Consider the following 22,993-nt stretch of genomic DNA (forward strand, 5'->3'; position numbering starts at 1 on the left):
AGGGAAACATGCCTGACCCAGCGACTATTCGTATCGGTACCAGGGGCTCGGAACTGGCCACGACACAGGCCGGTCACGTCCGTGATGCACTGATTGAGCTGGGACAGCCTGCAGAGCTGGTGATTGTAAAGACCGCCGGTGACCATAACCGCCACGACCCGGTGGAAAAGATTGGCATCGGTGTCTTCACCCAGGCGCTGCGTCATGCACTCCGCGAGGGGGTGTGCGACATTATCGTGCACTCGTTTAAGGACCTGCCGACCCTGCCGGAAGACGACATGATGGTCGCAGCCGTGCCGGAGCGCGTCGATCCGCGAGAAGCGCTGATTTCCCGCGATGCCACGCCGCTGATGGACCTGCCTGAGGGGGCTCGTGTGGGTACCTCCGCGCCGCGTCGTGTCTCTCAGCTGCGTGCGCTGCGCTCCGATCTGGAACTTGTACCATTGCGTGGAAACATCGAAACCCGCATGGGGCGCGTCTCTGAGGACTTGGACGCTGTCATTCTGGCTCGCGCTGGGCTGGAGCGCACGGGTCGCCTCGGAGAGATTGCGGAATCCCTGGATGTGGATGTCCTCATGCCAGCCCCGGCTCAGGGCGCCCTGGCGCTGGAGTGCCGCACTGCTGACCGCGAAATTGTGGATATTCTGCGCAAGATTGACCACCCGGTGTCCCATGCCCGGGCTGTCGCTGAGCGCGCGGTACTCAATGAGCTGGAAGCGGGCTGCACCGCTCCGGTCGCGGCCTACTCAACCGTGAGCGACAGTGGTGAACTCACCCTGCAGGCGGGGGTGTTCGCACTCGACGGTTCGCGTCAGTTGCTCGAGACCGCTACCGCAAACGTGGATAAGGCCGATGAGCTTGGCCGGAAGGTTGCGGCGGCCCTGCTCGAACGGGGTGCTCATGAGGTAATGGGCGATACCCTGCGGGAATCTCAAAAGTAGCCGGTTAGTTAATTTGGCTCAAACCCTTTATGCTAATAGGCCTGTATGCATGCCGTTGGGATAAGGGTTTCCTTCGTGTGCTCGCATGTGAGATTCAGGTGTCCACCTGCCACTCACATGCGTTGGCGCATGTCCGCTTTCTTCCTTCAAGACTCATCGGCACGAAAAGTGAACAACCAATAGAAAAGAAATCACTCCGCAACGATGAACACCTCCCTCCCCTCAGCAACGGGACGCATCCTGTTCGTCGGCGCTGGTCCTGGAAATCCCGACCTGCTGACGCTTCGCGCCCGTGAGATTCTCGCAGACACCGCTATCGCCTACGTCGACGCCGATGTCATGCCGGGGGTTCGAGAGCTCGTCGCAACCGATGTGCCTGTTCCTCCCGAGCTGCTGAAGGAAGCCGAGGAAGAGTACGAGCGCATGTGCGCCGCAGCCAAGGCCAAGGGATCTCGTCGTAAGCCGCCGCGTCCGGCACCACCGACCGCCGCAGATTTGCGCACGCCTATCGACGATCCCAAGAAGATGGCCAACCTGCTCGTCGAAGAAGCCGCTAAAGGCAATGACGTGGTGCGTTTGGTGGCAGGCAATCCGCTGACCAACGATTCGCTGCTGGCCGAAATCAACGACGTCTCGCACGCCGATGTTGAGTTCCAGATTGTCCCTGGCATGTCCGTGCCCTCCACCGTCCCGGCATTTGCCGGTATCGCGTTGGGCTCGACGTACACGGAGACCGATCTCGGTCGCGCCGATGTGGACTGGGACGAGCTGGCCCAGGCACCACAGCCGCTGGTACTGCAGGCCGTGCAGGACGACCTGTCCGCCATTGCAACTGAGCTCGGCGAACGCGGCCTGCCGTCGTCGTTGCCGGTGTCGGTGACTGTCAACGGTACGACTCGTCTGCAGCGCACCTACGACGTCACGCTGGGCACCTTGGCGCAGCTCTCGGGTGACCTGACCGGTCCGCTGGTGGTCACGCTTGGCAAGGGTGTGGACAATCGTTCGAAGTACTCATGGTGGGAAAACCGCGCTCTCTACGGATGGAAGGTGCTGGTCCCACGTGCCAAGGCGCAGGCAGGGCCGATGAGTGCCCGTCTCGTTGCGCACGGCGCCATCCCGATTGAGGTCCCGACCATCTCAATCGAGCCACCGCGCAGCCCGGCGCAGATGGAACGCGCCATCAAGGGGCTTGTCGACGGCCGTTACCAGTGGGTTGTCTTCACTTCCGTCAACGCCGTCACCGCAGTGTGGGAGAAGTTCCAGGAATTCGGCTTGGACGCGCGCTCCTTCGCCGGGGTCCGCATCGCAGCAGTCGGCCATCGCACCGCTGCTGCCATCCGTGATCTCGGCATTACCCCGGAGCTGCTTCCGGACGACACTCGTCAGAACGCCGCGGGCATTGTCGACGTGTTCCCGGAGTACATCGAGGATCTCGATCCGGTCAACCGCGTGCTGCTGCCGCGCGCCGATATCGGCACCGATGTGCTTGTCGACGGTCTGATTGACCTGGGCTGGGAAGTTGATGATGTGGTCGCTTACCGTACCGTGCGGGCAGCGCCACCGAGTGCGGATATCCGCGACATGATTAAGTCCGGTGGCTTCGACGCAGTGTGCTTTACCTCGGGGTCGACGGTGAAGAACCTGGTCGGCATCGCGGGTAAGCCGCATGCTCGCACCATCATTGCCTGCATCGGGCCGATGGCCGCAGCCACGGCTCGCGAGTACGGCCTGCGGGTAGATGTCGTGCCGGAGCGCGCAAGCATCCCGGAGCTGGTGGATGCGCTGGCAGAGCATGTTGCGCAACTGCGGGCGGCAGGGCAGCTGCCACCACCGCGCAAGAAGCGTCGTCGTTCGCGTAAAACCAAGGACTGAGCAGGGGCGTACCGGAGCGAGTTCGCGTTTTGATTAAGGTTGTCTTTATGACTACATCTGGAGCTTCTGAATCATCCCGCGAAATCGATCTCGAACAGTTTGGATTTCCTCTCCCGATTCGTCGCCCACGCAGGCTGCGCACCAACCCGGTGATGCGTGCGATGACGGCGGAGACGACACTGACTCCGAAAAATCTCATCCTGCCCATGTTTGTTGCAGATGGTATTGATGAGCCGAAGCCCATCAGCTCCCTGCCCGGGGTAGTGCAGCATACCGAGGACTCCCTGGTAGAAGCTGTGCGCGAGGCTGTTGAGGCAGGTATCTCGGCAGTTGACCTCTTCGGTGTCCCGCTGGATGCGGACAAGGACGGCGAGGGCTCTGAGTCCTGGAATCCGGAGGGCGTACTCAACCGTGCCCTGCGTCGTCTCCGCGACGAGTTCGGGAATGACATTTTGATCATGGCCGACACCTGCCTGGATGAGTTCACTGACCACGGCCACTGTGGTGTGCTGGGCACGGATCGCTTCGGCAACACGGTCGTTGAGAATGACCGCACGCTGATTAACTACATCAAGATGGCCGTTGCGCAGGCCGACGCCGGTGCCCATATCGTGTCCCCTTCGGGCATGATGGACGGCCAGATTGCCGCAATTCGCGAGGGCCTGGATGCCGCTGGCCATGAGGATGTCTCCATCATGGCGTACTCGGCAAAGTACGCCTCCGCCTTCTACGGTCCATTCCGTGAAGCTGTGGGCAGCTCGCTACAGGGTGATCGCCGTACCTACCAGCAGGATCCTGCAAACCGTCGTGAGTCCCTGCTTGAAGTGCAGCTCGACGTTGACGAAGGTGCGGACATGGTGATGGTCAAGCCGGCCATGAGCTACCTGGATATTCTGCGCGAGGTCGCGGATATGTCGCCGGTGCCGGTTGCCGCCTACCAGGTCTCTGGTGAGTACGCGATGATTCACGCCGCTGCCGCCAACGGGTGGATTGACCTGGATGCTGCGATGATGGAAGCAGTGCTGAGCATTCGCCGTGCCGGTGCGGAGCAGATTTTGACGTACGCAGCGGTGGACTTGGCGAAGAAGCTGCGCGCCCAGTTCTAATTCGCTCGGGTGAACGTGCAGTAATAAATATCGAGAAGTGGACGGATGACTAAAGAAGAGAAGAAGCCCGCAATTCCCGAGCAGGTCGAGGGAGCTAGGCAGGCGTGGCGGGTTACGGCCGTGTTGCAGCTGCTCGTCGCTGCGGTAGCTACGGTGACCTACTGGCTGCATCCGGAAATGCTGATGAGCCCCTCAACCGCTAAGGAGAATTTCCCGGGTTTCAGCGAGGGCCAGATTGATGCTGCCATGAAGGCGACTATCGTTATCGCGTTCTTTTTCGCAGTGGGGCTTTGCATCGCGTTCTTCGCCATTATCGAGCGAATGCGCAAGGGGAGCGAAGGTGCTCGCACCGTGCTGGTTATCGGCTCGCTTTACCTGGCACTGTCGGCGCTGATGTCCTTCTTCTCTTCTACGGCTTCAGAATCGGGAGTGCCGGCATCCCTCGTTCTTATCAGCGGAATTGTGCGAATCGCCTCGGCCACTGCCGCGCTAGCGGGCCTAGTGCTCGCCGCTTCGAAGGAATCCAAGGACTACTTCGATCATCAGCGCCCGTCGAAACCGTGGACCCCGTCCGCCTCACAATCGCATCTGCCGAGAGCGTCGAAGCATGGCGCTGATCCAAAGCGGCAACAGCAGCTGGGCCAGTCACAGCCCAAGCAATCCAAGCAGCCTGAGGAGTCCAAGCGATGATGTCCCTGCCGAGTCGGCCCTGGCAGTGGGTGCTCTTCGTCGCGCTCATCGCCCAGATTGTCCTGAGCTTGATACTGGTCACCGGCGACTACTCGCAGGCTCCCGCCGCCGTTGGCCGCGATATCTACATCGTCGCCGGTGTGACGCTGGTCTGCTCGCTTATTGGTAGCGGCTGCTTGCCGACGGCCACTGAGTTCAAACTCTCCCGGAACTGCCTGCTCATCATGGTGATTATCACGGCTCTCGCCATGTTCTTTGCCGTTATGGCCGGCGCGCTGACTGTATGGGTTATCGTGCCCAGCCTGGCAATGGCGTATGGACTACTGTTGCTCTATCGTGAATTAGCGCTCACGCGCGCCAACCAGCCACAGGATTAGACGGAAAGTTTCAAAGGCTATGAGTGACACCGGTGAGTTTGATTTCTCTCTGGACAATCGCGTTGAACAAGCGATTGTGGATGCCAAGGTCGCTGCTCGTAAGGCATTGCCACGAAGCCGTCAGGACATCGACGAAGAAAGTGCCCATCAGCGGCTTGCACACCGCAGAGGCCAGTCCAACACAGCTTTCGCACTCATCCTGGAAAACTTGGAAAACGCCGAGAGCGCTGAGCGTGCTGAGCATGTTTTGGAATCCTTTCCAGATGTGACGGCCTCTGTGGTCTACAAGCCCGGACGCGCGTGGATTACCGCGCCCGATACCATCGATCCGAATCAGTTCATCGAAGCTCTCCGCGAAATTGGGGTCGAGTCGTACCTCACGCGCAGCACGCTTCGGCGTCGTGCAACTCGGCTGGATGTGTCACAACATCGCCGTCCCGCTGTTCCGGTTGCCGCTCAACAGAATGAGGAGGAGCGCATTCGCCGTCGTGAAGCGGCCTTGCGCCGAAGCGGCGGCGGCTCGGAAGTACTGTTCACGGCGCGTGAACTGGTGACCAAGCAGCGCTTTTGGGGCAGCCTGTTCCTATCGATTCCGGTGCTGGTGACGTCGTTGAACGTCAACTGGCAGTTCCCGGGTTGGCAGTGGATGTGTCTTGTGCTGACCACGATTGTGGTGTGGTGGGGTGGCTGGCCGTTCCACCGTGCAATGGCGGCGTCTCTGCGTCGGCGGATGTCGGCGCTGGATGGGGCGAGCTCCATTGCCATCCTGCTGGCGTGGCTGTGGTCGCTGGCGCAGCTTATCTTTGGCCCCGCGGGACAGATTGGATATACCACTGCGCCCACGTGGTTTGCTTTCAACTACCGGGAAAGCGCCTCGGCAGAGGTGTTTTTCGACGTTGCTTGCGGCCTGACCGTGCTGTTGCTAACAGGTCGCATGTTTACGCGCTACAACAAGGTGCGTACTGGACAGATTTTGCGCAACCTGCGCATTCCAGCTGAGCGAAACGTGACAGTCGTGCGCAAGAGTGCCAAATCCGCGGAGCCGAAACGGGTGGAGGTGACGGTTGCGGAGCTCAATATCGGTGATGACATCGTGGTTCCACCGCACTCGGTGATTCCGGTCGATGGCTCGGTTATCGGTGGAGCCTCCACGATGGATGCGCAGCTACTCGGGATCGGCGTTGAACCGCAGAAGGTCAAGGTCAATTCCAAGGTTTGGGCCGGCGCAATCAACCTGGATTCGGAGCTCAAGGTGCGTGTGGAGCGCACTGGTTTCAAGACCCGGGCGTCATCGATAGCGCGTTGGCTGCGTCAAGCGGTTCGAGAAGAAACGGTGATGCACCAGACCGCAGTGCACTCGGCATCAGAGCTGGTGCCATGGACGCTGTCGTTGGCGGGCGTGGCATTTTGCGGTTGGTGGCTGGCGACGGGCACGATGAGCGGTGCCCTCGCGGTGGCGCTGGCCATGCTCTCGGGCATCGCGCCGGTGGCTTTGGCAATGTCTACGTCGACCGTGCAGCGCATCGGGATTCTGGCCGGTGCTAGTAACGGAATCTTGATTCGTGGCAATGAGACTTTCCGAAACCTGGCCGCTGCCGATGTGGTGATTTTTAACCGAGTTGGAACGCTGACCGAGGGTGACACCCACGTGCTCGGTGTCGCCGCTGAGCGCAATGAAAATCCGGATCTGGTTCTGCGTGTGGCGGGCGCTCTCATGATGGAGAGCAACCACCCGGCATCAGCGGCAATCGTGCGCGCGTGCCGTGCATCCCGCGACGCCGGTTCCGGCGGTGGCGAGGTGCCACACTGGATTGAGACCGTACACGTCGCAATTGCGGAAGACGGTGCGTTCGTTGGCCAGGTAGAAATCCCGGTGAAGGACTCCGACGACAAATTGGAGATGCGCTTTGTTGAAGGGCGTGTTTGGCGTCCGCGTGATCTCACTGCACTCAGCGAGAAAATGGCCGTGGCTGCGCTCAGTGGCGGTACTCCGATGGTGGTGTCGTGGCGTGGCAAGGTTCGTGGTGTCATCACCATTGGTGAGGACATTAAGCCCGATGCGGTCGAGAGCATTGACCAGCTTGAGGATATGGGCGTGGACACCATGATGATCACGCGAGATCCGTATCCAGTAGCCCGTCGTTTTGCTGACCGGCTGAATATCTCACGAGTATTCGCGGGCATCATTGCCTCCCGCAAGGCCATTGCGGTGCGTTCGGTCCACAGTGACGGCGAGACTGTCGTGATGGTTGGCGACAAGGACATCCGGGACTCTCTGCGTGCCGCTGACGTGGGTGTTTTGATGGACAACACCGAAGGCAATCAGAATCTTGATGTTGATTACGCCGATGTCGTGGCACTGCGTAACAACGTGTTGTCGATTCCGGAGGCCATTGAAATCGCGCGTGCTGTGGTGCGGATGATGGACTCCAACATCTACTTTGCGTGGTTCTACAACGTTGCGGTCATCCTGCTGGGTATGACCGGTATGATTCACCCGCTGCTGGCATCGCTTTTGATGATTTTCTCCAGCTTGTGGATCGACTGGCGATCCCGTCGAGTGTCCTCTCGCCGCAAGCATCTATTCAGGGTGAAGCTGGGACGTTGGTAGGGCAGGGTAGCCCTTAATCCGAGTGGCCGTCTACGATGGTCACCGTGACTCAAGACATTAATGCTCCTCATGTCCCAGAAAACGTTGAGCTCACCGATCGTTCGGCAGAGTTCTTTACGCAGGCTCAGGCAGTGACGCCGGGTGGCGTGAACTCGCCGGTCCGCGCCTTCGGTTCCGTCGGTGGCACCCCACGTTTCATTGACCACGCCGCGGGCTCTCGTCTCGTGGATGTTGATGGTAACGAATATGTGGACTTGGTCTGCTCGTGGGGTCCAATGATTCTGGGCCACGCGCACCCGGCAGTGGTGGAGGCCGTTCAGAGCGCCGCCACTCGCGGTTTGTCTTTCGGCGCTCCGACGACGGCTGAGACCGACCTGGCTCGTCACATCGTTGAGCGCACGTCGGTAGATGAGGTGCGTCTGGTCAACTCCGGCACTGAGGCCACTATGTCCGCAGTACGCCTGGCTCGCGGTTTCACTGGCCGTTCCAAGATCATCAAGTTCGCCGGCTGCTACCACGGTCACGTGGACGCGCTGCTGGCATCGGCCGGTTCCGGTGTCGCTACTTTTGGTCTGCCGGATTCGCCGGGTGTCACCGGTGCATCGGCTGCCGACACCATTGTTGTTCCTTATAACGACATTGAGGCCGTCAAGGCCGCATTCGCTGAGAACCCGGGCGAGATTGCCTGTGTCATCACTGAGGCGGCAGCGGGCAACATGGGTACCGTCGCACCGCAGGACAACTTCAACGCGAAGTTGAAGGAAGTCTGCCACGCAGACGGCGCACTGCTGATTCTCGATGAGGTCATGACTGGCTTCCGCGCTTCCTACAACGGCTGGTACGGCATTGATGGTGTGGCCGGTGACCTGACCACCTTCGGCAAGGTCGTCTCCGGTGGTCTGCCGGCAGCTGCCTTCGGTGGTCGCCGCGACGTCATGGAGTACTTGGCTCCGAACGGTCCGGTGTACCAGGCAGGCACACTCTCCGGTAACCCGGTCGCTATGGCAGCTGGCCTGGCCAACCTGGAGAATGCCACGAAGGATGTCTATGACACCGTCGCAGCCAATGCAGATCGCCTGGCCACGATTCTGTCCGACGCCCTGACCAAGCAGGGCGTGGCCCACCACATTCAGCGTGCGGGCACGATGCTCTCGCCACGCTTCGCTGAGGGCGAGGGCCATAACTTTGAGCAGATGCAGGCAGCGGATACTTTCCGCTACCCGGCTTTCTTCCACGCCCTACTGGCCAATGGTGTCTACCCGCCGGCTTCTTGCTACGAGACCTGGTTCGTCTCCGCTGCGCTGACCGACGCCGACTTCGAGATTATCGAGCGTGCAGCAGCCCGCGCGGCCGAGGCGGCGGCAACCGCCAAGCCGGAGTAGGTGACACGTGCCGAACAAGACCAATTCGCAGGCCGAGCAGCAGGAATCGCAGCCGACACAGCCGGAGAACCCGGCATCCAAGCGTGCAACAAAGCACGCCAAGACCACGGTCGTACATCTCGTCCGCCACGGCGAGGTTTATAACCCGGATAAGATTCTCTACGGTCGCCTGCCCGGCTGGCACTTGTCTGAGCGCGGTCAGCGTCAGGCGGCGGCCACGGCCTCGTCCTTCGAAGGCCACGACATCCGCTACTTCGCCTGCTCTCCGCTGCAGCGCACGCAGGAAACCTCACGGCCCTTCACCGAGGTAATCGGCATGAAGCCGACCCTGGATGAAGATTTGCTGGAGGCTGGCAACTCCTTTGAGGGTTTGCACATCAAGGGCATTGACTCCGCACTGTGGAATCCGAAGTACTGGCCACGGCTGCGTCGTCCGAGCGTGCCCAGCTGGGGCGAGCCCTACGAGGAGATCGCGGACCGTATGTTCCACGCCATCGAGCGAGCCCGCGAGGCCGCCGAGGGAGGGGAAGCGGTGCTGGTGACGCACCAGCTGTGCATCATTGCAGCTCAGCGTCGTGCGCGGTACTTGAAGCTCGCCCACAACCCGGCAACTAGGCAGTGTGATTTGGCGAGCGTGACCTCTTTGATCTTCGTCGGAGACACCATTGTCGACGTGCGCTACAGTGAGCCGGCCGGTCACCTGTAAGGTGAATAAATAGTTTTGTTGAAGTTTCACTGACCCCGGAAGGTGGCACCCCAGGTGGCCAAGGTCTCATCGTCCCGAATTGCAGCAACGCTGGCGGCAGCAACTCTGTCTCTGTCGCTCGTGGCATGTAACCCCGGAGAGTCGGTGGGACACGACGCCGTTGCCGTTGGCGGTCAGTTCGAGTTCGTTTCTCCGGGTGGTCAGCAAATCATTGACTACGCACCGGAGGAGCGCAAGCCGGTCGGCAATGTCTTCGGTCCTTCTCTCGAGGACGACGACAAGGAAATCTCCCTCGATGACTTCAAGGACCAGATTGTGGTTCTGAACGCCTGGGGCCAGTGGTGCGCACCGTGCCGCTCCGAGTCGGATGACCTGCAGTACGTCCAAGAACAGATGGAAGAGGAAGGCATCGGCACTGTCCTCGGCATTAACGTCCGCGACAATGTCCGCCAAGCTCCCATCGACTTTGTGAAGGACAACGGCATCACCTACCCGTCCATCTACGATCCGGCTTTCGTCAACGCCGGTGCGCTCGGTGGTATCCCGGCGTCGGTGATTCCGACGACCATCATCCTGGACAAGCAGCACCGCCCGGCGAAGGTCTTCCTCCGCGAGGTCGATCACACCATGCTGATGAAGGCTGTCAATGAAGTGAAGGCGGAGGGCTAGGCCCCGGCATGTCAACTCTTGCCATGGACACGATCTTTTCTGCCGATGGCATCGGCCAACAGTTCGCCGACGCTGCCACCGGCGGTCCCATTGTGTTGGGGCTGCTCGCCGCTGCGCTGGCCGGTCTCGTCTCCTTCGCCAGCCCGTGCGTTATTCCGCTTGTACCCGGTTATGTCTCCTATCTCACTGGTATTTCCGGAGCATCGGGGGCGCAGGGCAATGGCGTGACGACGGGAGTTGCGGACGCAACCTCCGTCGATAAGCATGACGGCGATGGAGGCCGTGGCCAGCGTTCCTCGACTGCCCGCGCCGGCCTGGCTGCGTTGCTGTTCGTGTTGGGCTTTACTGTCATTTTCGTGCTGGGTTCGGCCTCTATTTTCGGGCTCGTGTCCACGTTGCGTTTGCAGGCGCGCACGCTGACGATTGTCGGTGGCGTGGTGACCATCGTGATGGGGCTTGCCTTCATGGGTATGGTGCCAGCGCTGCAGAAGGACACTCGCATGGCGCCGAAGCGCTGGACCACGTGGCTGGGTGCGCCACTGCTCGGCGCGGTGTTCGCGCTGGGGTGGACGCCGTGTCTGGGCCCGACGCTGACTGCAATTATTTCGGTGTCCGCGGGCACGCAGGGTATGACCGCGGCCAGGGGAGTGGCGCTGATTATCGCTTACTGCCTGGGGCTGGGGCTGCCGTTCATTTTGGTGGCGCTGGGGTCGGCACGCGCGATGCGTGGTGTGGACTTCCTGCGTAAGCACTCGCGGACCATTCAGATCATCGGTGGTGTGGCGCTGGTGCTGGTGGGAATTGCCCTGGTCACGGGACTGTGGGATGTTTTTGTTGCCTGGGTTCAGGCCGCTTTTATTACTGATACGGTAACGCCAATTTAGTGAAAGATTTTTCGATGTCGGTGAATTGGAATAAGGTACGACAGCCCTTCCAGCAGGTCTGGAACTGGTTGACCAGCATGCGCACGGCGCTGATTCTGCTGTTCATCCTCGCTTTCGCAGCGGTTCCGGGTGCCCTGTTGCCACAGCGCTCGCTGAATAAGGACAAGGTCGACCAGTATCTTGCCGCCAACGGCAAGACCGCCGAGATCATGGATAAGCTGCAGCTTTTCGATGTCTTCTCGTCCGTCTGGTTCGTCGCCATCGTGGCCTTGCTGCTGATTTCCCTGATCGGCTGCATTATTCCGCGCACCATCGACCACTACAAGGCCATGAAGACACCACCGGCTAGGGCGCCGAAACGGTTGGCGCGTCTTCCGCTTCACGACGAAGCCGTGGTCGATGCCTCTGCGGATGAAGTTTCTAAGCGGGTGCGTGAGCGCTTGAACAAGTGGGCGTTGACCGAGACTCCAGCAGATGAAGATCGCGCTGGGGCACGATCCTTTTCCGCGGAGAAGGGATACCTGCGTGAGTTCGGCAACCTGGTGTTCCACCTGGGCATTGCGCTGCTGATTATCATCGTCGGCTTGGGCCGCATGATCTATTACGAGGGCCAGGTCATTTTGCTGACCAACACCGGCACCGAGATTTCTGATGACAACGTCAACAGCGCGGTGGGCGTTCCGTTCTGTAACACCGCTGCGGCGAACTATGACTCGCTGCGCTCGGGAAACACCTTCGACGGTACGACTTTGAACCCGTTCTGTATTCAGGTAGAGGACTTCGCGGCCGATTACCTGCCGAACGGCCAGGCCAAGATGTTTACCTCGCACATCCGATTCGCAGAAGAAGAGGATATGCGTAAGCCTGTCGATGAGTGGGAGAAGACCACGCTGCAGGTCAACCACCCTCTGCGCATCGCCGGTGACCGCGTCTACCTGCAGGGGCACGGCTTTGCGCCTGCGTTCAAGGTGACCTGGCCGAATGGCGAGTCGCGTACGTCGATTGTCCAGTTCCGTCCGGATGATCCGACCTTCTTCCTGTCCTCTGGTGCGCTGCGCTTCGACCCACCAGCAGGCATGTACCCGGACTTGTTCGAGCGCCGCCAGAACCAGATTGCAATCGAGGGACTGTTCGCTCCGACCGCGGAGTTTACTGGTGAAAAGGGTGCTCTGCTGCAGTCCTCTTACCCGGCGATGCAAGACCCGGCCGTGGCTGTCGACATCTACCGCGGCGACGCGGGCTTGGACACCGGTCGTTCGCAGGGGCTGTTTTCCCTCGACCGCGATCTGATGCACTCGGGTCAGCTGGCTAAGGAAGCCCGCGTCAACCTCAAGCAGGGCGAATCCACCGAGCTTGCCGACGGCACCAAGATTGAATTCCTCGGTGCGAAGGAATTCGTCAACTTGCAGGTTTCGCACGATCCCACGCAGTTCTGGGTGCTGGTGGCAACTGTGGCCGCACTGGCGGGCATGGTTCTTTCGTTGGGCATTAAGCGCCGACGTGTTTGGGTGCGCATGTTCCCGCTGGAAGATGGCCGCACTCGCGTTGAGTTCGGTGGCCTTGCCCGCACCGACAAGGCAGGTTGGGGCGAGGAGTTCCAGTACATCGTAGATGACATCCTGGAACGTGACAGTGATGACGAGGATGCTGCTGACAACAATGCTGCGACCGACGAGAGCGCGGACGACAAGGACAAAAGCTAACTGACCACTAAGTCTGGTCCATCATTACTGCAGGGTGAATGCGCGGGGGCGAGAATTGCGCCTCCGCGCATTTTTGCGTCCCCCGTGTCCCCGGTCCCCTTTTGCTTAGTCCTGCTTTAGTACTAGGGTTTGAAGAAGTATTCCGCTAATTCCACACTTTGGAGCCAAGTACATGCTCGTCAATAAGACACTGGCGCAGTTTTCGGACTGGTCGTACTTCACGGCCTTCGCCTTTTATCTTGTGGCCTTTGTTATTTCCATTGCCTACTACAGTCGTCGTATCGCGGCCGCTGAAGCGAAAAGCCAGGTTGCGGAACGCGAGCTGGTAGCCGCCGGTGCGGGTGAGGGAGCTACCACCGCTAGTGTTGCTGACTCGGGGGAGTCGGCGACGAAGTCGTCGGCAAGCGAGCCTAAGAACCAGGTGCTGACGAACCGACTCGGCGTTGTGACGGAAATGCTGATTTACGTCGGGGTGGCCGTGCACTTTGCATCGGTGCTGCTGCGTGGCCTGGCCGTGCAGCGTTTCCCGTGGGGCAACCTCTACGAGTACGTATCAGTTTCAATCCTCTTTGCTATGGCAATTGCAGCTGGCGTACTGCATCGTGAAACCATGCGTGTGTTCTGGCCGTGGCTGTTGGCTCCGATTCTGGCGCTGATGTTTTACGGTGGTAAGAACCTATATGTTGAGGCTGCTCCGGTGGTGCCGGCACTGCAGTCGATTTGGATTCCGGTTCACGTCTCGATTATTTCTATCGGGTGCAGTATCGCACTGATTTCCGGTGTTGCCTCGATTCTCTACATGCTGCGGATGTACAACCGCGAGGGCAAGGAAAAGGGCTTCCTGGGCAAACTGGTCGCGCCGCTGCCGGATGCTCAAAAGCTGGATGCGATTGCTTACCGCACCGCTATTTGGTCCTTCCCACTGTTCGGTCTGGGCATTGTGCTGGGCGCTATCTGGGCCGAGTCCGCATGGGGTCGTTACTGGGGCTGGGACCCGAAGGAGACCACCGCTCTGATCTCCTGGATTATCTACGCCCTGTACCTGCACGCTCGCGCGACTTCGGGTTGGCGTAATACGAAGGCCGCGTGGATCAACATCTTCGGTTTTGCCACCATGGTGTTCAACCTCTTCTTCATCAACCAGGTGGTTTCGGGCCTGCACTCCTACGCTGGTCTGAACTAAGTCTTCACACTTGTACAAAGCCGGCATCGCCGGGTGAACTAGAATCGCTTCCATGCGCGTTCTCGTCACCGGTGGTGCCGGCTTTATTGGTTCCAACTTCGTTCTCCGCACTCTGGCTACACGGCCCGATGTGAATGTCACGGTGCTGGACGCTTTCACCTATGCCGCGAACCCTGCGAGCTTGGATGGCGCGGACTGTGAAATCATCCGCGGCGATGTTCGTGACGCGGAGCTGATCGATCGCCTCGTGCCCCGCTTCGACGTGGTCGTCCACTTCGCCGCAGAGAGCCATAACGACAATTCGCTGGTGGACGCCGATCCCTTCGTCACCACTAATGTCATGGGCACCGTGAATCTGGCGAAGGCCTGCGCCACCCACGACGTCCGCCTTCACCACATCTCCACCGACGAGGTCTTCGGCGATCTCGCTCTCGACGATCCAGCACGCTTTACGACGGCCACCGCGTACAAACCCTCCAGCCCCTACTCGGCCTCCAAGGCTTCAGCGGATCACTTTGTCCGGGCGTGGGTGCGCAGCTTCGGGTTGGTTGCGACGATTAGTAACTGCTCGAACAACTACGGGCCGAGGCAGCATCCGGAGAAGCTGATTCCCCGCCAGATCTGTGGTCTGTTGCGCGGTCGTAGCCCTCGCGTGTACGGCACTGGCGAGAATGTTCGGGACTGGATTCACGTCGATGACCACAACGACGCGGTCTGGGCAATCTTGGATTCTGGCGAGGTGGGGGAGACCTACCTGATTGGTGCCGATGGCGAGCGTTCCAACCTCGACGTGGTCGGAGACATCCTGGAGGGCTTCGGTCGTGAGCGGTCCGACTTTGTCCATGTCACTGACCGCCCGGGGCACGACCGTCGTTATGCGATTGACCCCGCATCCATCCGCAGCCTTGGCTGGCAGCCGCGCTACCAAGACTTTTCCGCGGGGCTCGCCGAGACCATCGACTGGTATCGCGCCAACGAGTCCTGGTGGGCGGCGGCCTACGATGCCGCTGAGGCTGGCTACGCGGAGCGCGAGCAGGAGTTGTAGTTCGCTGCTGGGGCATGCCTAGCGAACCCTCAACGCACACTCAGTGCACACTCAACGCGTGCCACAGCCTCAGCCCGGGCGCCCCGTCTACACTTGTTACCCATGAGCCCTAAGAGCACATTCCAGCCCACTTCTATCGACGGCGTTTTCACCTTCGAACCGGTCATCCACGGCGACAGCCGCGGTAGTTTCCACGAGTGGTATCGCCTCGACGCATTCGCCGAGGCTACGGGCTACCCGTTCTTCCCGGAGCAGGCCAATATGAGTGTCTCCGCTGCAGGCGTTGTCCGTGGCCTGCACTTCGCTGACGTCAGCACCGCGCCAGATGGCCACCCCGGCCAGGCGAAGCTGGTTACTTGTCCCGCGGGCCACATCCTCGACATTGCGGTTGACCTGCGTCGCGGCTCCGATACCTTCGGCAAGGTCGAGGTTTTCGAGCTCGACAGCAAGACCCGCCGAGTGGTCTATCTGCCCAACGGCATCGGACATGGCTTCGTCTCGCTTGCCGACGACTCTGTGCTCACTTACCTCACTTCCACCGGTTACAACCCGGAGGCAGAGCGTGCTGTTAGCATCCAGGACCCGACTCTCGGAATTGACCTGGCTGCGCTGCTGGCCAAGGGTGGTCTCACCGACGCGGACATGATTCTCTCCGAGCGCGATCAGAAGGCTCCGACTATCGAGCAGTTCGAGGCCGAGGGCAATAAGCTCCCCAGTGAGTTTGACTGCAAGGATCTTGAGAACATGGCTCGCGACGAGTGGGCAATCGCCAACGAAGCGGCCGGGCAGTAAGGCAGAAAGGCGCGAGCACTATGAAGGGCATCATCCTCGCAGGTGGTACGGGCTCTCGGCTGTTTCCCATCACACTTGGCGTAAGCAAGCAGCTGGTTCCCGTCTATGACAAGCCGATGATCTACTACCCGCTGAGCACGCTGATGCTAGCGGGAATCAGGGACATCCTCGTCATCACCACGCCACATGATGCCCCGCAGTTTGAACGCTTGCTTGGCGACGGCTCGCAGTGGGGCCTCACCCTCACCTTTGCCACCCAAGACGAGCCCCGTGGTCTCGCTGAAGCGTTCATCATCGGTGCGGACCACATCGGCGATGACTCCGTTGCCCTCATCCTCGGCGACAACATCTTTTACGGTGCTGGCTTGGGCACGCAGCTGCGCCGCTTCCATAACGTCGATGGCGGAGCGATCTTCGCCTACTGGGTCGCAGATCCCACAGCCTATGGAGTCGTGGACTTCGACCAAAGCGGCAAAGCCGTGGCGATCCAGGAGAAACCGAAGAAACCACGCAGCCATTTCGCGGTGCCTGGTTTGTACTTCTATGATGCCGAGGTTGTTGAGATAGCTCGCTCGCTGCAACCGTCGTCACGCGGCGAATTGGAAATCACGGATGTTAACCGCGCCTACTTGGAGCGCGGGAAACTGCAGGTAGAGGTGCTGCCGCGCGGCACGGCATGGCTGGACACGGGCACGGTGGACAATCTGATGGCCGCGGGTGATTTCGTGCGCACGATTGAGCAGCGGCAGGGGCTAAAGATTGGCTCGCCGGAAGAGGTGGCGTGGCGCATGGGATTCATTGACGATGCTGCGCTTAGCGCGCGTGCCGACGCCCTCAGCGCCAGTGGCTACGGGGAATATCTACAGCAGTTGTTGCTGCGTGGCAAGGACGTTTAGTCAGTTTCGCCGGGATTATCGGGGTTGTCGTCCTGCTCCCGTTCGCGCCGCTCCTGCAGCTCCTGCTCACGTTTACGGCGATCGAATTCGGCCTTCTTGAGCTTCCAGAGAAACTCCGGATCATCGTCGGGAGCGAGCGGACGGGGTTCCGGTTGCGGAGCGGAAATACGTCGCATGCCGTTGCCGCGACTGCCGGGGCCAAATGCCTTCCACAGCATGACTACGACAAGGATGATGAACAGCAGCAGAATGAGCCGACCCATGTAATAGCTAACCTCCTGGATTTACCGACTAGAATACGCAACGAGTCCCGTAGTGCCCACGAGGGGTATCGCACTGCATGCGGTACGGCGTACAGAGTTCGTTAGGGTACAAAGGAACGTTGGACACGAACAGCCATGGACGCTAGCAACGCCCGGGCACAGCACAGGCGTAACACGTAGAGGTGAGGGTTTAATGACCAATCCAGCAGAGCAGGACAAGTTGGCTTCTGAGGCTCAGATGCCAGCAGCTCCGGTGACCAAGAATGCTGGTCGCGGCAATGCCATGAAGGGGCTGTTCTGGTACGGCCTTGCTCGTCTGCTGCTATTCCTAGTGCTGTTCTTCATTCTGCTCGTGATTATCTACCTCGTTAATGTGCAGATTCCGGCTGCAATTACGGCTGTGTTCGCACTGATTATTGCGATGCCGCTGTCGGTTTTTGTGTTCCCGAAGCTGCGCGTCCAGGCCAATGAGTCTGTTGCAGTGTGGTCGGAGAACCGCCGCGCGCACAAGGAATACATTGCGCAGCAGATTAAGGACCGCGAGGAAAACTAGCGCACCTTCTCCAGGGCCCGCTCGATAGCCCGGTTCACCGCTTCCGGAGCCTCGAGCGGCAACATGTGGCCGGCCCCGTCGACTTCAACCAGTTCGGCGTCCGGCCACTTTTCCATAATTAGGTCTGCTTGCTTGCGCGGAGTGACATCGTCCTTCGTGCCCACCAGTACCGCTCCTGGCAAGCCCTCCAAGTAAGGCCCGGATGCGAACTCGTCGTGATCCTGCAGGTCGTCGAGATATCCCACGAAAGTTTCCAGCGGTGTTTCATTAATCATGGCCGCGTGGAACTCGATGATCTCGTAGTCCGTGCGCCGGGCGAACACCGCCACCGCCAACGACGGCGCCATCAGTGACGCGATTGCCTCGCGGAACTTGCGAATCTCCTTCGGCGAGGACTCAATTGCATTGCGCGCCGCATCCGCCACCGGGGACGCCAGAATCTGCGGCACACCCTGGGCGGCCAGCTTGTCGATAGACGTGGAAATCAACACTACGCCTGCTATCCGACGGCGAATGCTTTCCTCGGCAGCCCGCACCATGTGCAGTGCAATCAAACCGCCTAGCGAATGCCCAACCACGATGAGTTTTCCGGTCGCGGCACGCTCGGCGATCACGGCCAGCGCATCGGCCGCAGCCCCTTCGACCGTGCAGAGTGAAGCCGGAACCGCTCCGGTCAGGCCGTGGCCGCGCAGATCCATAGTCAACAGGCGTGCTTCCGGGTGCGACTTGCGCAGCGCGTTGAACTGCCGGTACCAGGACTCACCAGCCAGGGTGAAGCCGTGGACGAAGACGATGGTCACGGGTTCTTTGGCGGGTTCGCTAGGTTCAACCTCGTACCAGTGCACCGGAATATCGGTGGTGACAGCATCCGGCTTGTCGCTGGCCTTCCGCTCGTCGTCCTTGGCCGCAATCTCGGCCGTGACCGGTGCGGTCTTGATATGCACCACGCCGGTTGACGTGAGATCGGTGAGTCCCGGTTCACGGGTCTGCGAATGCAGCGCACCGTGCTCCAGCGCCAGTCGGCGGCGTCCCGATTTGGTCAAACGCAGAGCAGCGCTGCGGGCGAAAGCTGGAGCCTTGGCTGCTGTGTCGCCAACTCGGGTTGCGGCCTCCTGGACGTCGTCAAGCGCCTTGTGCGTCAGTGTGCGGAAGTCCATCGGTACCCCCTAGCTGAGCGCGAGTGCGAGTGCCGTAATGACGGACCAGGCAAGCATCATCTTGCCGGTAAGCCCCAGTACCGGGATGAGCTCCTTGCCCTTCTTATGCATGCGAATTGGCTCGGAGGCCTTCACCCACAGCGGCACGATGAGCAGACCCACCAGCGCCCATGGGCGCCAGAAAGCGATAAAGCTGCTGGCCAGCGCGGGCATGAGGGAGAGAATCTGCCAGACGATGCGGGTGCGGAAGTCGCCCAGGCGAACTGCCAAGGTGATCTTGCCGGTAGCGGCGTCGGTGGGGATGTCGCGCAAGTTGTTCGCCAGGTTCACGGCAGAAGACACCGAACCAATACCAATTGCGCAGGCCAGGCCCACCCAGGACAGCGAGCCGGTCTGCGTGAACTCCGTGCCGAGCACCGCGACGAGACCGAAGAAGACGAAAACCGAGACCTCGCCAAGCCCGCGATAACCGTAGGGATTTTTACCGCCGGTGTAGAACCACGCAGCCGCGATGCACAGTGCACCGACCAGAATGAGCCACCACGCGCTCATCAGGGACAGCGCCACACCGGCAAGACCGGCGACACCAAAGGAACCGAACGCCGCGTACTTCACAACCTTCGGCTCGACCAGACCAGAACCCGTCAGGCGCAGCGGGCCCGAGCGGTCATCGTCAGTGCCGCGGATGCCATCGGAGTAGTCGTTGGCGAAGTTCACGCCCACAATCAACGCCCACGCGACAACCAGCGCGAGCACCGCACGTCCCCAGATAATCGGCGCGTGCGTCGATGCCGCTCCGACACCGACGATGACCGGCGCAAACGCATTCGCCCAGGTATGGGGGCGCGCGCCTTCCAGCCAATCGCTTAACGACGCCGTTGCAGGACTCTTTGGTGCTTCAGACATGAATTAATAATAGGACGTGACACCAAATGCCTTGAACTAATGCGTGTCTGAATGAGCTAAAAGAGCGCCGCGACTTTCTTCCGGTCGACCTTGCCCGGACCAATCAGTGGCAGAGCCTCCACACGACGCAGGTCCTTGGGAATCATCCAGTGATTGATTCGCCCGGCGTCTTCAGCATCGCCGAGCCCGTCCATAATATCGCCGAGCTCAGCGGTGCCTTCATACGCTGCGACGATAGCGTGGCCGAGCCGTGGGTGTGGCACACCGACCACGCAGGCACCTGTTACTCCGTCGATGGCGAGCAGTTCACGTTCGAGAACTTCCGGGTGCAGTTTCAACCCGCCGGAGTCGATGATGGTGTCCAAGCGGCCCGTGATGACCAGTCGGCCATCGCGGATCTCGCCCGCATCGGAGGTGGCGAACCAACCTGGTTTATGGAAAGCCTCGTGACCGGGCGCGTTGCGGTAACCGTGTGCAATCATCGGCCCGCCCAGCCAAACACGACCATTTTCGATGGCGACCTGTGCGCCCTCGATGGGCTGTCCGTCGTAGACGCAGCCGCCGGCTGTCTCGGAGGAACCATAGGTGGTCACGACGTTGATGCCGAGTTCTTCGGCGCGCGCTGCCACCTGCGGGTTCAAGGCTGCGCCGCCGACAAGGACGGCATCGAAGAGGCGCAGAGCAGCCGCGCCAAAGGGTTCTTCCATGGCCTTGGCCAGCTGCATCGGAGCCAGCGACGTGTAGGCGCGATCGCTGGTGAGGGTCTCGGCGCCGTCGGCGAATGCGGCCACATCAAAACCGTCGGTCACATCCAGACACACCGGCTCCGTGCCCGCGAGCAGCGAACGGATGAGAACCTGCAGGCCAGCGATATGGTAGGCCGGCATCGCCAGTAGCCACTGTCCGTCACCGCCGAGCCACTGATGTGTAGCGGTAGCAGAGGAGACCAAGTTATCCACCGTCAGCTGTGCACCCTTCGGTGTGCCGGTGGAACCGGAGGTGCCGACAACAAGCGCGATGGATTCATCAATTGGCTCACCTGCGCGTTGCGAGTTCCGCAAGATTGAGGCGCGCGTGCCGTCGTGAAGCGGAACGGGAAGAAGAGAGACCTCACCGTCCAGCGCGGCGCGGAGGTCGGGCAGGATGGCGGTCGGGTCGTGGGGATTGACGGAAAGCAGGCTGAGCGTACGCACAACCCAAACCATAGCCCGTGTTGTGCCGTAGTTTCTGGTGGCGAGGTCGGAACAATCGTGGCCTCGGGCGCGTTGCGCAGACCAAAGACAGTCATAGATAGAAAGGCGTAGAAGATGGGTTGGATTTTTGGTAGGTCAGCGGAGCTGGTGCCGGAAGATGAGGCGCTCAAGGGCGGCTCGCACCCGGTGTTGGAAAACCCAAAGCCGCATGCGGTGCTTGGCACGCCGATCACCGGTCCATGGGAGGATGGCCAGGAGGTCGTCTACATCGGGATTGGCTGTTACTGGGGTGCTGAGAAGCTGTTTTGGGAAACACCGGGCGTGCTCAGCACGTCGGTCGGGTTCGCCGGTGGCGTGACGCCGAATCCCACCTACCGCGAGTCCTGCACTGGGCGGACCAACCACACCGAGATTGTGGAGGTCGTCTACGACCCGGAGCAGATTAGCTTCGACCAGCTGATCGCCAAGGCCTTCGAGGCCCACGATCCCACGCAGGGCTACCGCCAGGGTAATGATGTCGGCACGCAGTACCGTTCCGCGATTTACACGAAGACGCCCGAGCAGGCGCGCCGGGCGCAGGAGATCGCCGATGCGTACGCACCGAAGCTTGCCGACGCTGGCCTGGGCCCCATCACCACGGAGATTAAGCCACTGTCGGAGACCCCGGCAGGGGAGTACTACCGGGCTGAGGATGAGCATCAGCAGTACTTGTTTAAGAATCCGAACGGCTACTGCCCGGTGCATTCGACCGGCGTGGCCTGCGGAATTTAAAGGCAAAGCTTTTTAGAACGGTCAGTCGCGATTAGTAAAACTCACTGAGAAAAGTAAGGTGGTTGTATTAATCCGATAGTCGAATAGGAGTGAACCTTTGTGGTGAAGCAAGTACTGCGCGTTGCATTTGCCTTCGTCGGCGTGGTCGTCGGCGCGGGCTTTGCGACGGGTCAGGAAATCATGCAATACTTCGTCGCCTTTGGCATCAATGGTGTCTGGGGTGCCGTTCTCTCAGCGGTGATCATGAGCCTGATGGCGATGATCATTTTGCAGCTGGGAAGCTATTTTCAGGCCAGCGAGCACGGCGAAGTTTTCCGACGCGTATCGCACCCCATCTTCTCGCGAGTACTGGACATTGGCGTGATTATCACGCTCTTCGCCACAGGGTTCGTCATGTTCGCCGGTGCCGGTGCCAACATGGAGCAGCAATGGGGCATCCCCGTGTGGATTGGTGCCGTAATCATGGTGCTGGTGACCATCGCAGCCGGTTTCCTCGATGTGGACCGCGTGACCACCGTAATCGGTTCTATCACGCCGTTTATCGTCGGCTTTATTCTGCTGGCCAGTGTTTATACGCTGGCGTTCACCGATGCCACCCCAGCCGCGGAGCAGGCAGCTGCCGTTGCGGAAGTCCCGACCACTCTGCCGAACTGGGTTGTCGCCGCAGTGAACTATGTTGGTTTTAACCTGATGGTTGCGGTTTCCATGGCGATTGTTATTGGCGGTAGCCTGTTCAATCCCCGCGCCGCTGGAGCCGGTGGGTTTACCGGTGGTTTGATTTACTCCGCGATGCTGCTGATCACCACCATCACGTTGTTCCACACTGTTGGTACTGTCGCCACCGATGCCGTGCCAATGCTCACTGTCATTAATCGTCTGCACCCGTGGCTGGGCCAGGCCATGGCCGTGGTAATCCTTGGCATGATCTTCAACACGGCACTTGGCATGTTCTACGCACTGGGGCGTCGCGTCACCGCAAATCACCCGGAAAAATTCAAGATTGTCTACGTCGCGCTGGTCTTGCTCGGTTTCGCCTTGAGCTTCATGGGCTTCCAAAACCTGATCGGTTGGGTCTACCCAATCCTGGGCTACATCGGTCTGCTGCTCATTACTGTCATGCTTGTTGCCTGGTTGCGCGGCCGCGAGCGCATCAGTGAAGAGACTTCCCGCCGCAAGCGCATCTTCCGTCTGGTCCGCCGTGGCCGGAACAAGGAGGCCCGCGAGGAGATTGAAGACTCCAACCTCAGTGTCGAAGAGGTTCGCGAGGCGATCGAGTAGTAGGTGGGCTGCTCG

At 60.3% G+C, this 22,993-nt stretch carries 22 protein-coding genes; 18 read left to right on the top strand and 4 right to left on the bottom strand.

Annotated elements, in window-relative coordinates:
- The first annotated feature begins 8 nt into the window (after positions 1-8).
- The 15 genes from hemC to rfbA all read left to right on the top strand — a co-directional run bounded on the left by hemC (position 9) and on the right by rfbA (position 16,857).
- Positions 9-941, top strand: a complete 933-nt coding sequence (gene hemC, locus QP982_RS08390) for a hydroxymethylbilane synthase (protein ID WP_049190547.1) — start codon at positions 9-11, stop codon at positions 939-941.
- A 204-nt stretch (positions 942-1,145) separates the two neighbouring features.
- Positions 1,146-2,813, top strand: coding sequence for a bifunctional uroporphyrinogen-III C-methyltransferase/uroporphyrinogen-III synthase (locus QP982_RS08395; protein ID WP_016421988.1), 1,668 nt, complete (start codon positions 1,146-1,148; stop codon positions 2,811-2,813).
- A 47-nt stretch (positions 2,814-2,860) separates the two neighbouring features.
- Positions 2,861-3,919: a porphobilinogen synthase gene (gene hemB, locus QP982_RS08400; RefSeq protein WP_016421989.1), complete on the top strand. Its 1,059-nt coding sequence runs from the start codon at positions 2,861-2,863 to the stop codon at positions 3,917-3,919.
- A 45-nt stretch (positions 3,920-3,964) separates the two neighbouring features.
- Positions 3,965-4,609, top strand: coding sequence for a hypothetical protein (locus QP982_RS08405; protein ID WP_284870411.1), 645 nt, complete (start codon positions 3,965-3,967; stop codon positions 4,607-4,609).
- Positions 4,606-4,986: a hypothetical protein gene (locus QP982_RS08410; RefSeq protein ID WP_256884789.1), complete on the top strand. Its 381-nt coding sequence runs from the start codon at positions 4,606-4,608 to the stop codon at positions 4,984-4,986. The genes QP982_RS08405 and QP982_RS08410 overlap by 4 nt, the downstream gene beginning before the upstream one ends.
- A gap of 19 nt (positions 4,987-5,005) precedes the next feature.
- Positions 5,006-7,597: a heavy metal translocating P-type ATPase gene (locus QP982_RS08415; protein WP_284870412.1), complete on the top strand. Its 2,592-nt coding sequence runs from the start codon at positions 5,006-5,008 to the stop codon at positions 7,595-7,597.
- Between the two features lie 35 nt (positions 7,598-7,632).
- Positions 7,633-8,979 (top strand): glutamate-1-semialdehyde 2,1-aminomutase, encoded by a 1,347-nt coding sequence (gene hemL, locus QP982_RS08420; RefSeq protein ID WP_049190552.1) that lies wholly within the window; start codon positions 7,633-7,635, stop codon positions 8,977-8,979.
- A 7-nt stretch (positions 8,980-8,986) separates the two neighbouring features.
- Positions 8,987-9,685, top strand: coding sequence for a histidine phosphatase family protein (locus QP982_RS08425; RefSeq protein WP_083307894.1), 699 nt, complete (start codon positions 8,987-8,989; stop codon positions 9,683-9,685).
- Between the two features lie 54 nt (positions 9,686-9,739).
- Positions 9,740-10,354 carry a TlpA disulfide reductase family protein gene (locus QP982_RS08430; RefSeq protein ID WP_049192980.1) on the top strand — a complete coding sequence of 205 codons (615 nt, stop codon included), beginning with the start codon at positions 9,740-9,742 and terminating at the stop codon, positions 10,352-10,354.
- 23 nt (positions 10,355-10,377) lie between these two features.
- Complete coding sequence (locus QP982_RS08435; protein WP_070566392.1) at positions 10,378-11,238, top strand: cytochrome c biogenesis CcdA family protein; 861 nt, start codon at positions 10,378-10,380, stop codon at positions 11,236-11,238.
- Positions 11,239-11,252: 14 nt separating this feature from the next.
- Positions 11,253-12,941, top strand: coding sequence for a cytochrome c biogenesis protein ResB (gene resB / locus QP982_RS08440; RefSeq protein WP_284870413.1), 1,689 nt, complete (start codon positions 11,253-11,255; stop codon positions 12,939-12,941).
- Positions 12,942-13,113: 172 nt separating this feature from the next.
- The gene (gene ccsB / locus QP982_RS08445) at positions 13,114-14,124 is read left to right on the top strand and encodes a c-type cytochrome biogenesis protein CcsB (protein ID WP_126107853.1); all 1,011 of its coding nucleotides are present in this window, start codon (positions 13,114-13,116) and stop codon (positions 14,122-14,124) included.
- Between the two features lie 52 nt (positions 14,125-14,176).
- Positions 14,177-15,169, top strand: a complete 993-nt coding sequence (gene rfbB / locus QP982_RS08450; protein WP_016421999.1) for a dTDP-glucose 4,6-dehydratase — start codon at positions 14,177-14,179, stop codon at positions 15,167-15,169.
- Between the two features lie 102 nt (positions 15,170-15,271).
- A complete protein-coding gene (locus tag QP982_RS08455) occupies positions 15,272-15,961 on the top strand; it encodes a dTDP-4-dehydrorhamnose 3,5-epimerase family protein (protein ID WP_016422000.1) in 690 nt (229 codons plus the stop codon).
- A 20-nt stretch (positions 15,962-15,981) separates the two neighbouring features.
- The gene (rfbA, locus tag QP982_RS08460) at positions 15,982-16,857 is read left to right on the top strand and encodes a glucose-1-phosphate thymidylyltransferase RfbA (protein ID WP_016422001.1); all 876 of its coding nucleotides are present in this window, start codon (positions 15,982-15,984) and stop codon (positions 16,855-16,857) included.
- On the opposite strand, the gene QP982_RS08465 is transcribed toward rfbA, so the two are convergent.
- Positions 16,854-17,120 (bottom strand): hypothetical protein, encoded by a 267-nt coding sequence (locus tag QP982_RS08465; protein ID WP_016422002.1) that lies wholly within the window; start codon positions 17,118-17,120, stop codon positions 16,854-16,856. The two genes, rfbA and QP982_RS08465, sit on opposite strands and share 4 nt — an antisense overlap.
- Before the next feature lie 193 nt (positions 17,121-17,313).
- On the opposite strand from QP982_RS08465, the gene QP982_RS08470 reads away from it, so the two are divergent.
- Positions 17,314-17,673, top strand: coding sequence for a DUF4229 domain-containing protein (locus QP982_RS08470; protein ID WP_016422003.1), 360 nt, complete (start codon positions 17,314-17,316; stop codon positions 17,671-17,673).
- On the opposite strand, the gene QP982_RS08475 is transcribed toward QP982_RS08470, so the two are convergent.
- From QP982_RS08475 to menE, 3 genes are read right to left on the bottom strand one after another with little or no spacing between them, the layout of a single operon-like run.
- Complete coding sequence (locus tag QP982_RS08475; RefSeq protein ID WP_016422004.1) at positions 17,670-18,830, bottom strand: alpha/beta fold hydrolase; 1,161 nt, start codon at positions 18,828-18,830, stop codon at positions 17,670-17,672. The two genes, QP982_RS08470 and QP982_RS08475, sit on opposite strands and share 4 nt — an antisense overlap.
- Positions 18,831-18,839: 9 nt before the next feature.
- A complete protein-coding gene (locus QP982_RS08480; RefSeq protein WP_016422005.1) occupies positions 18,840-19,736 on the bottom strand; it encodes a 1,4-dihydroxy-2-naphthoate polyprenyltransferase in 897 nt (298 codons plus the stop codon).
- A 56-nt stretch (positions 19,737-19,792) separates the two neighbouring features.
- On the bottom strand, positions 19,793-20,941 hold the full coding sequence (gene menE, locus QP982_RS08485) for an o-succinylbenzoate--CoA ligase (protein ID WP_284870414.1): 1,149 nt from the start codon (positions 20,939-20,941) through the stop codon (positions 19,793-19,795).
- Between the two features lie 102 nt (positions 20,942-21,043).
- Here menE and msrA point away from each other — a divergent pair, with 102 nt between their 5' ends.
- Both msrA and QP982_RS08495 read left to right on the top strand, forming a co-directional pair.
- Entirely contained in the window at positions 21,044-21,700 is a 657-nt protein-coding gene (gene msrA / locus QP982_RS08490; protein WP_284870415.1) for a peptide-methionine (S)-S-oxide reductase MsrA, read from the top strand.
- Between the two features lie 99 nt (positions 21,701-21,799).
- Complete coding sequence (locus tag QP982_RS08495; protein WP_069359108.1) at positions 21,800-22,978, top strand: YkvI family membrane protein; 1,179 nt, start codon at positions 21,800-21,802, stop codon at positions 22,976-22,978.
- Positions 22,979-22,993 lie beyond the last annotated feature (15 nt).

Origin of the sequence: Corynebacterium sp. MSK019 (genome assembly GCF_030232425.1) — a bacterium.
Classification (GTDB): domain Bacteria; phylum Actinomycetota; class Actinomycetes; order Mycobacteriales; family Mycobacteriaceae; genus Corynebacterium; species Corynebacterium jeikeium_D.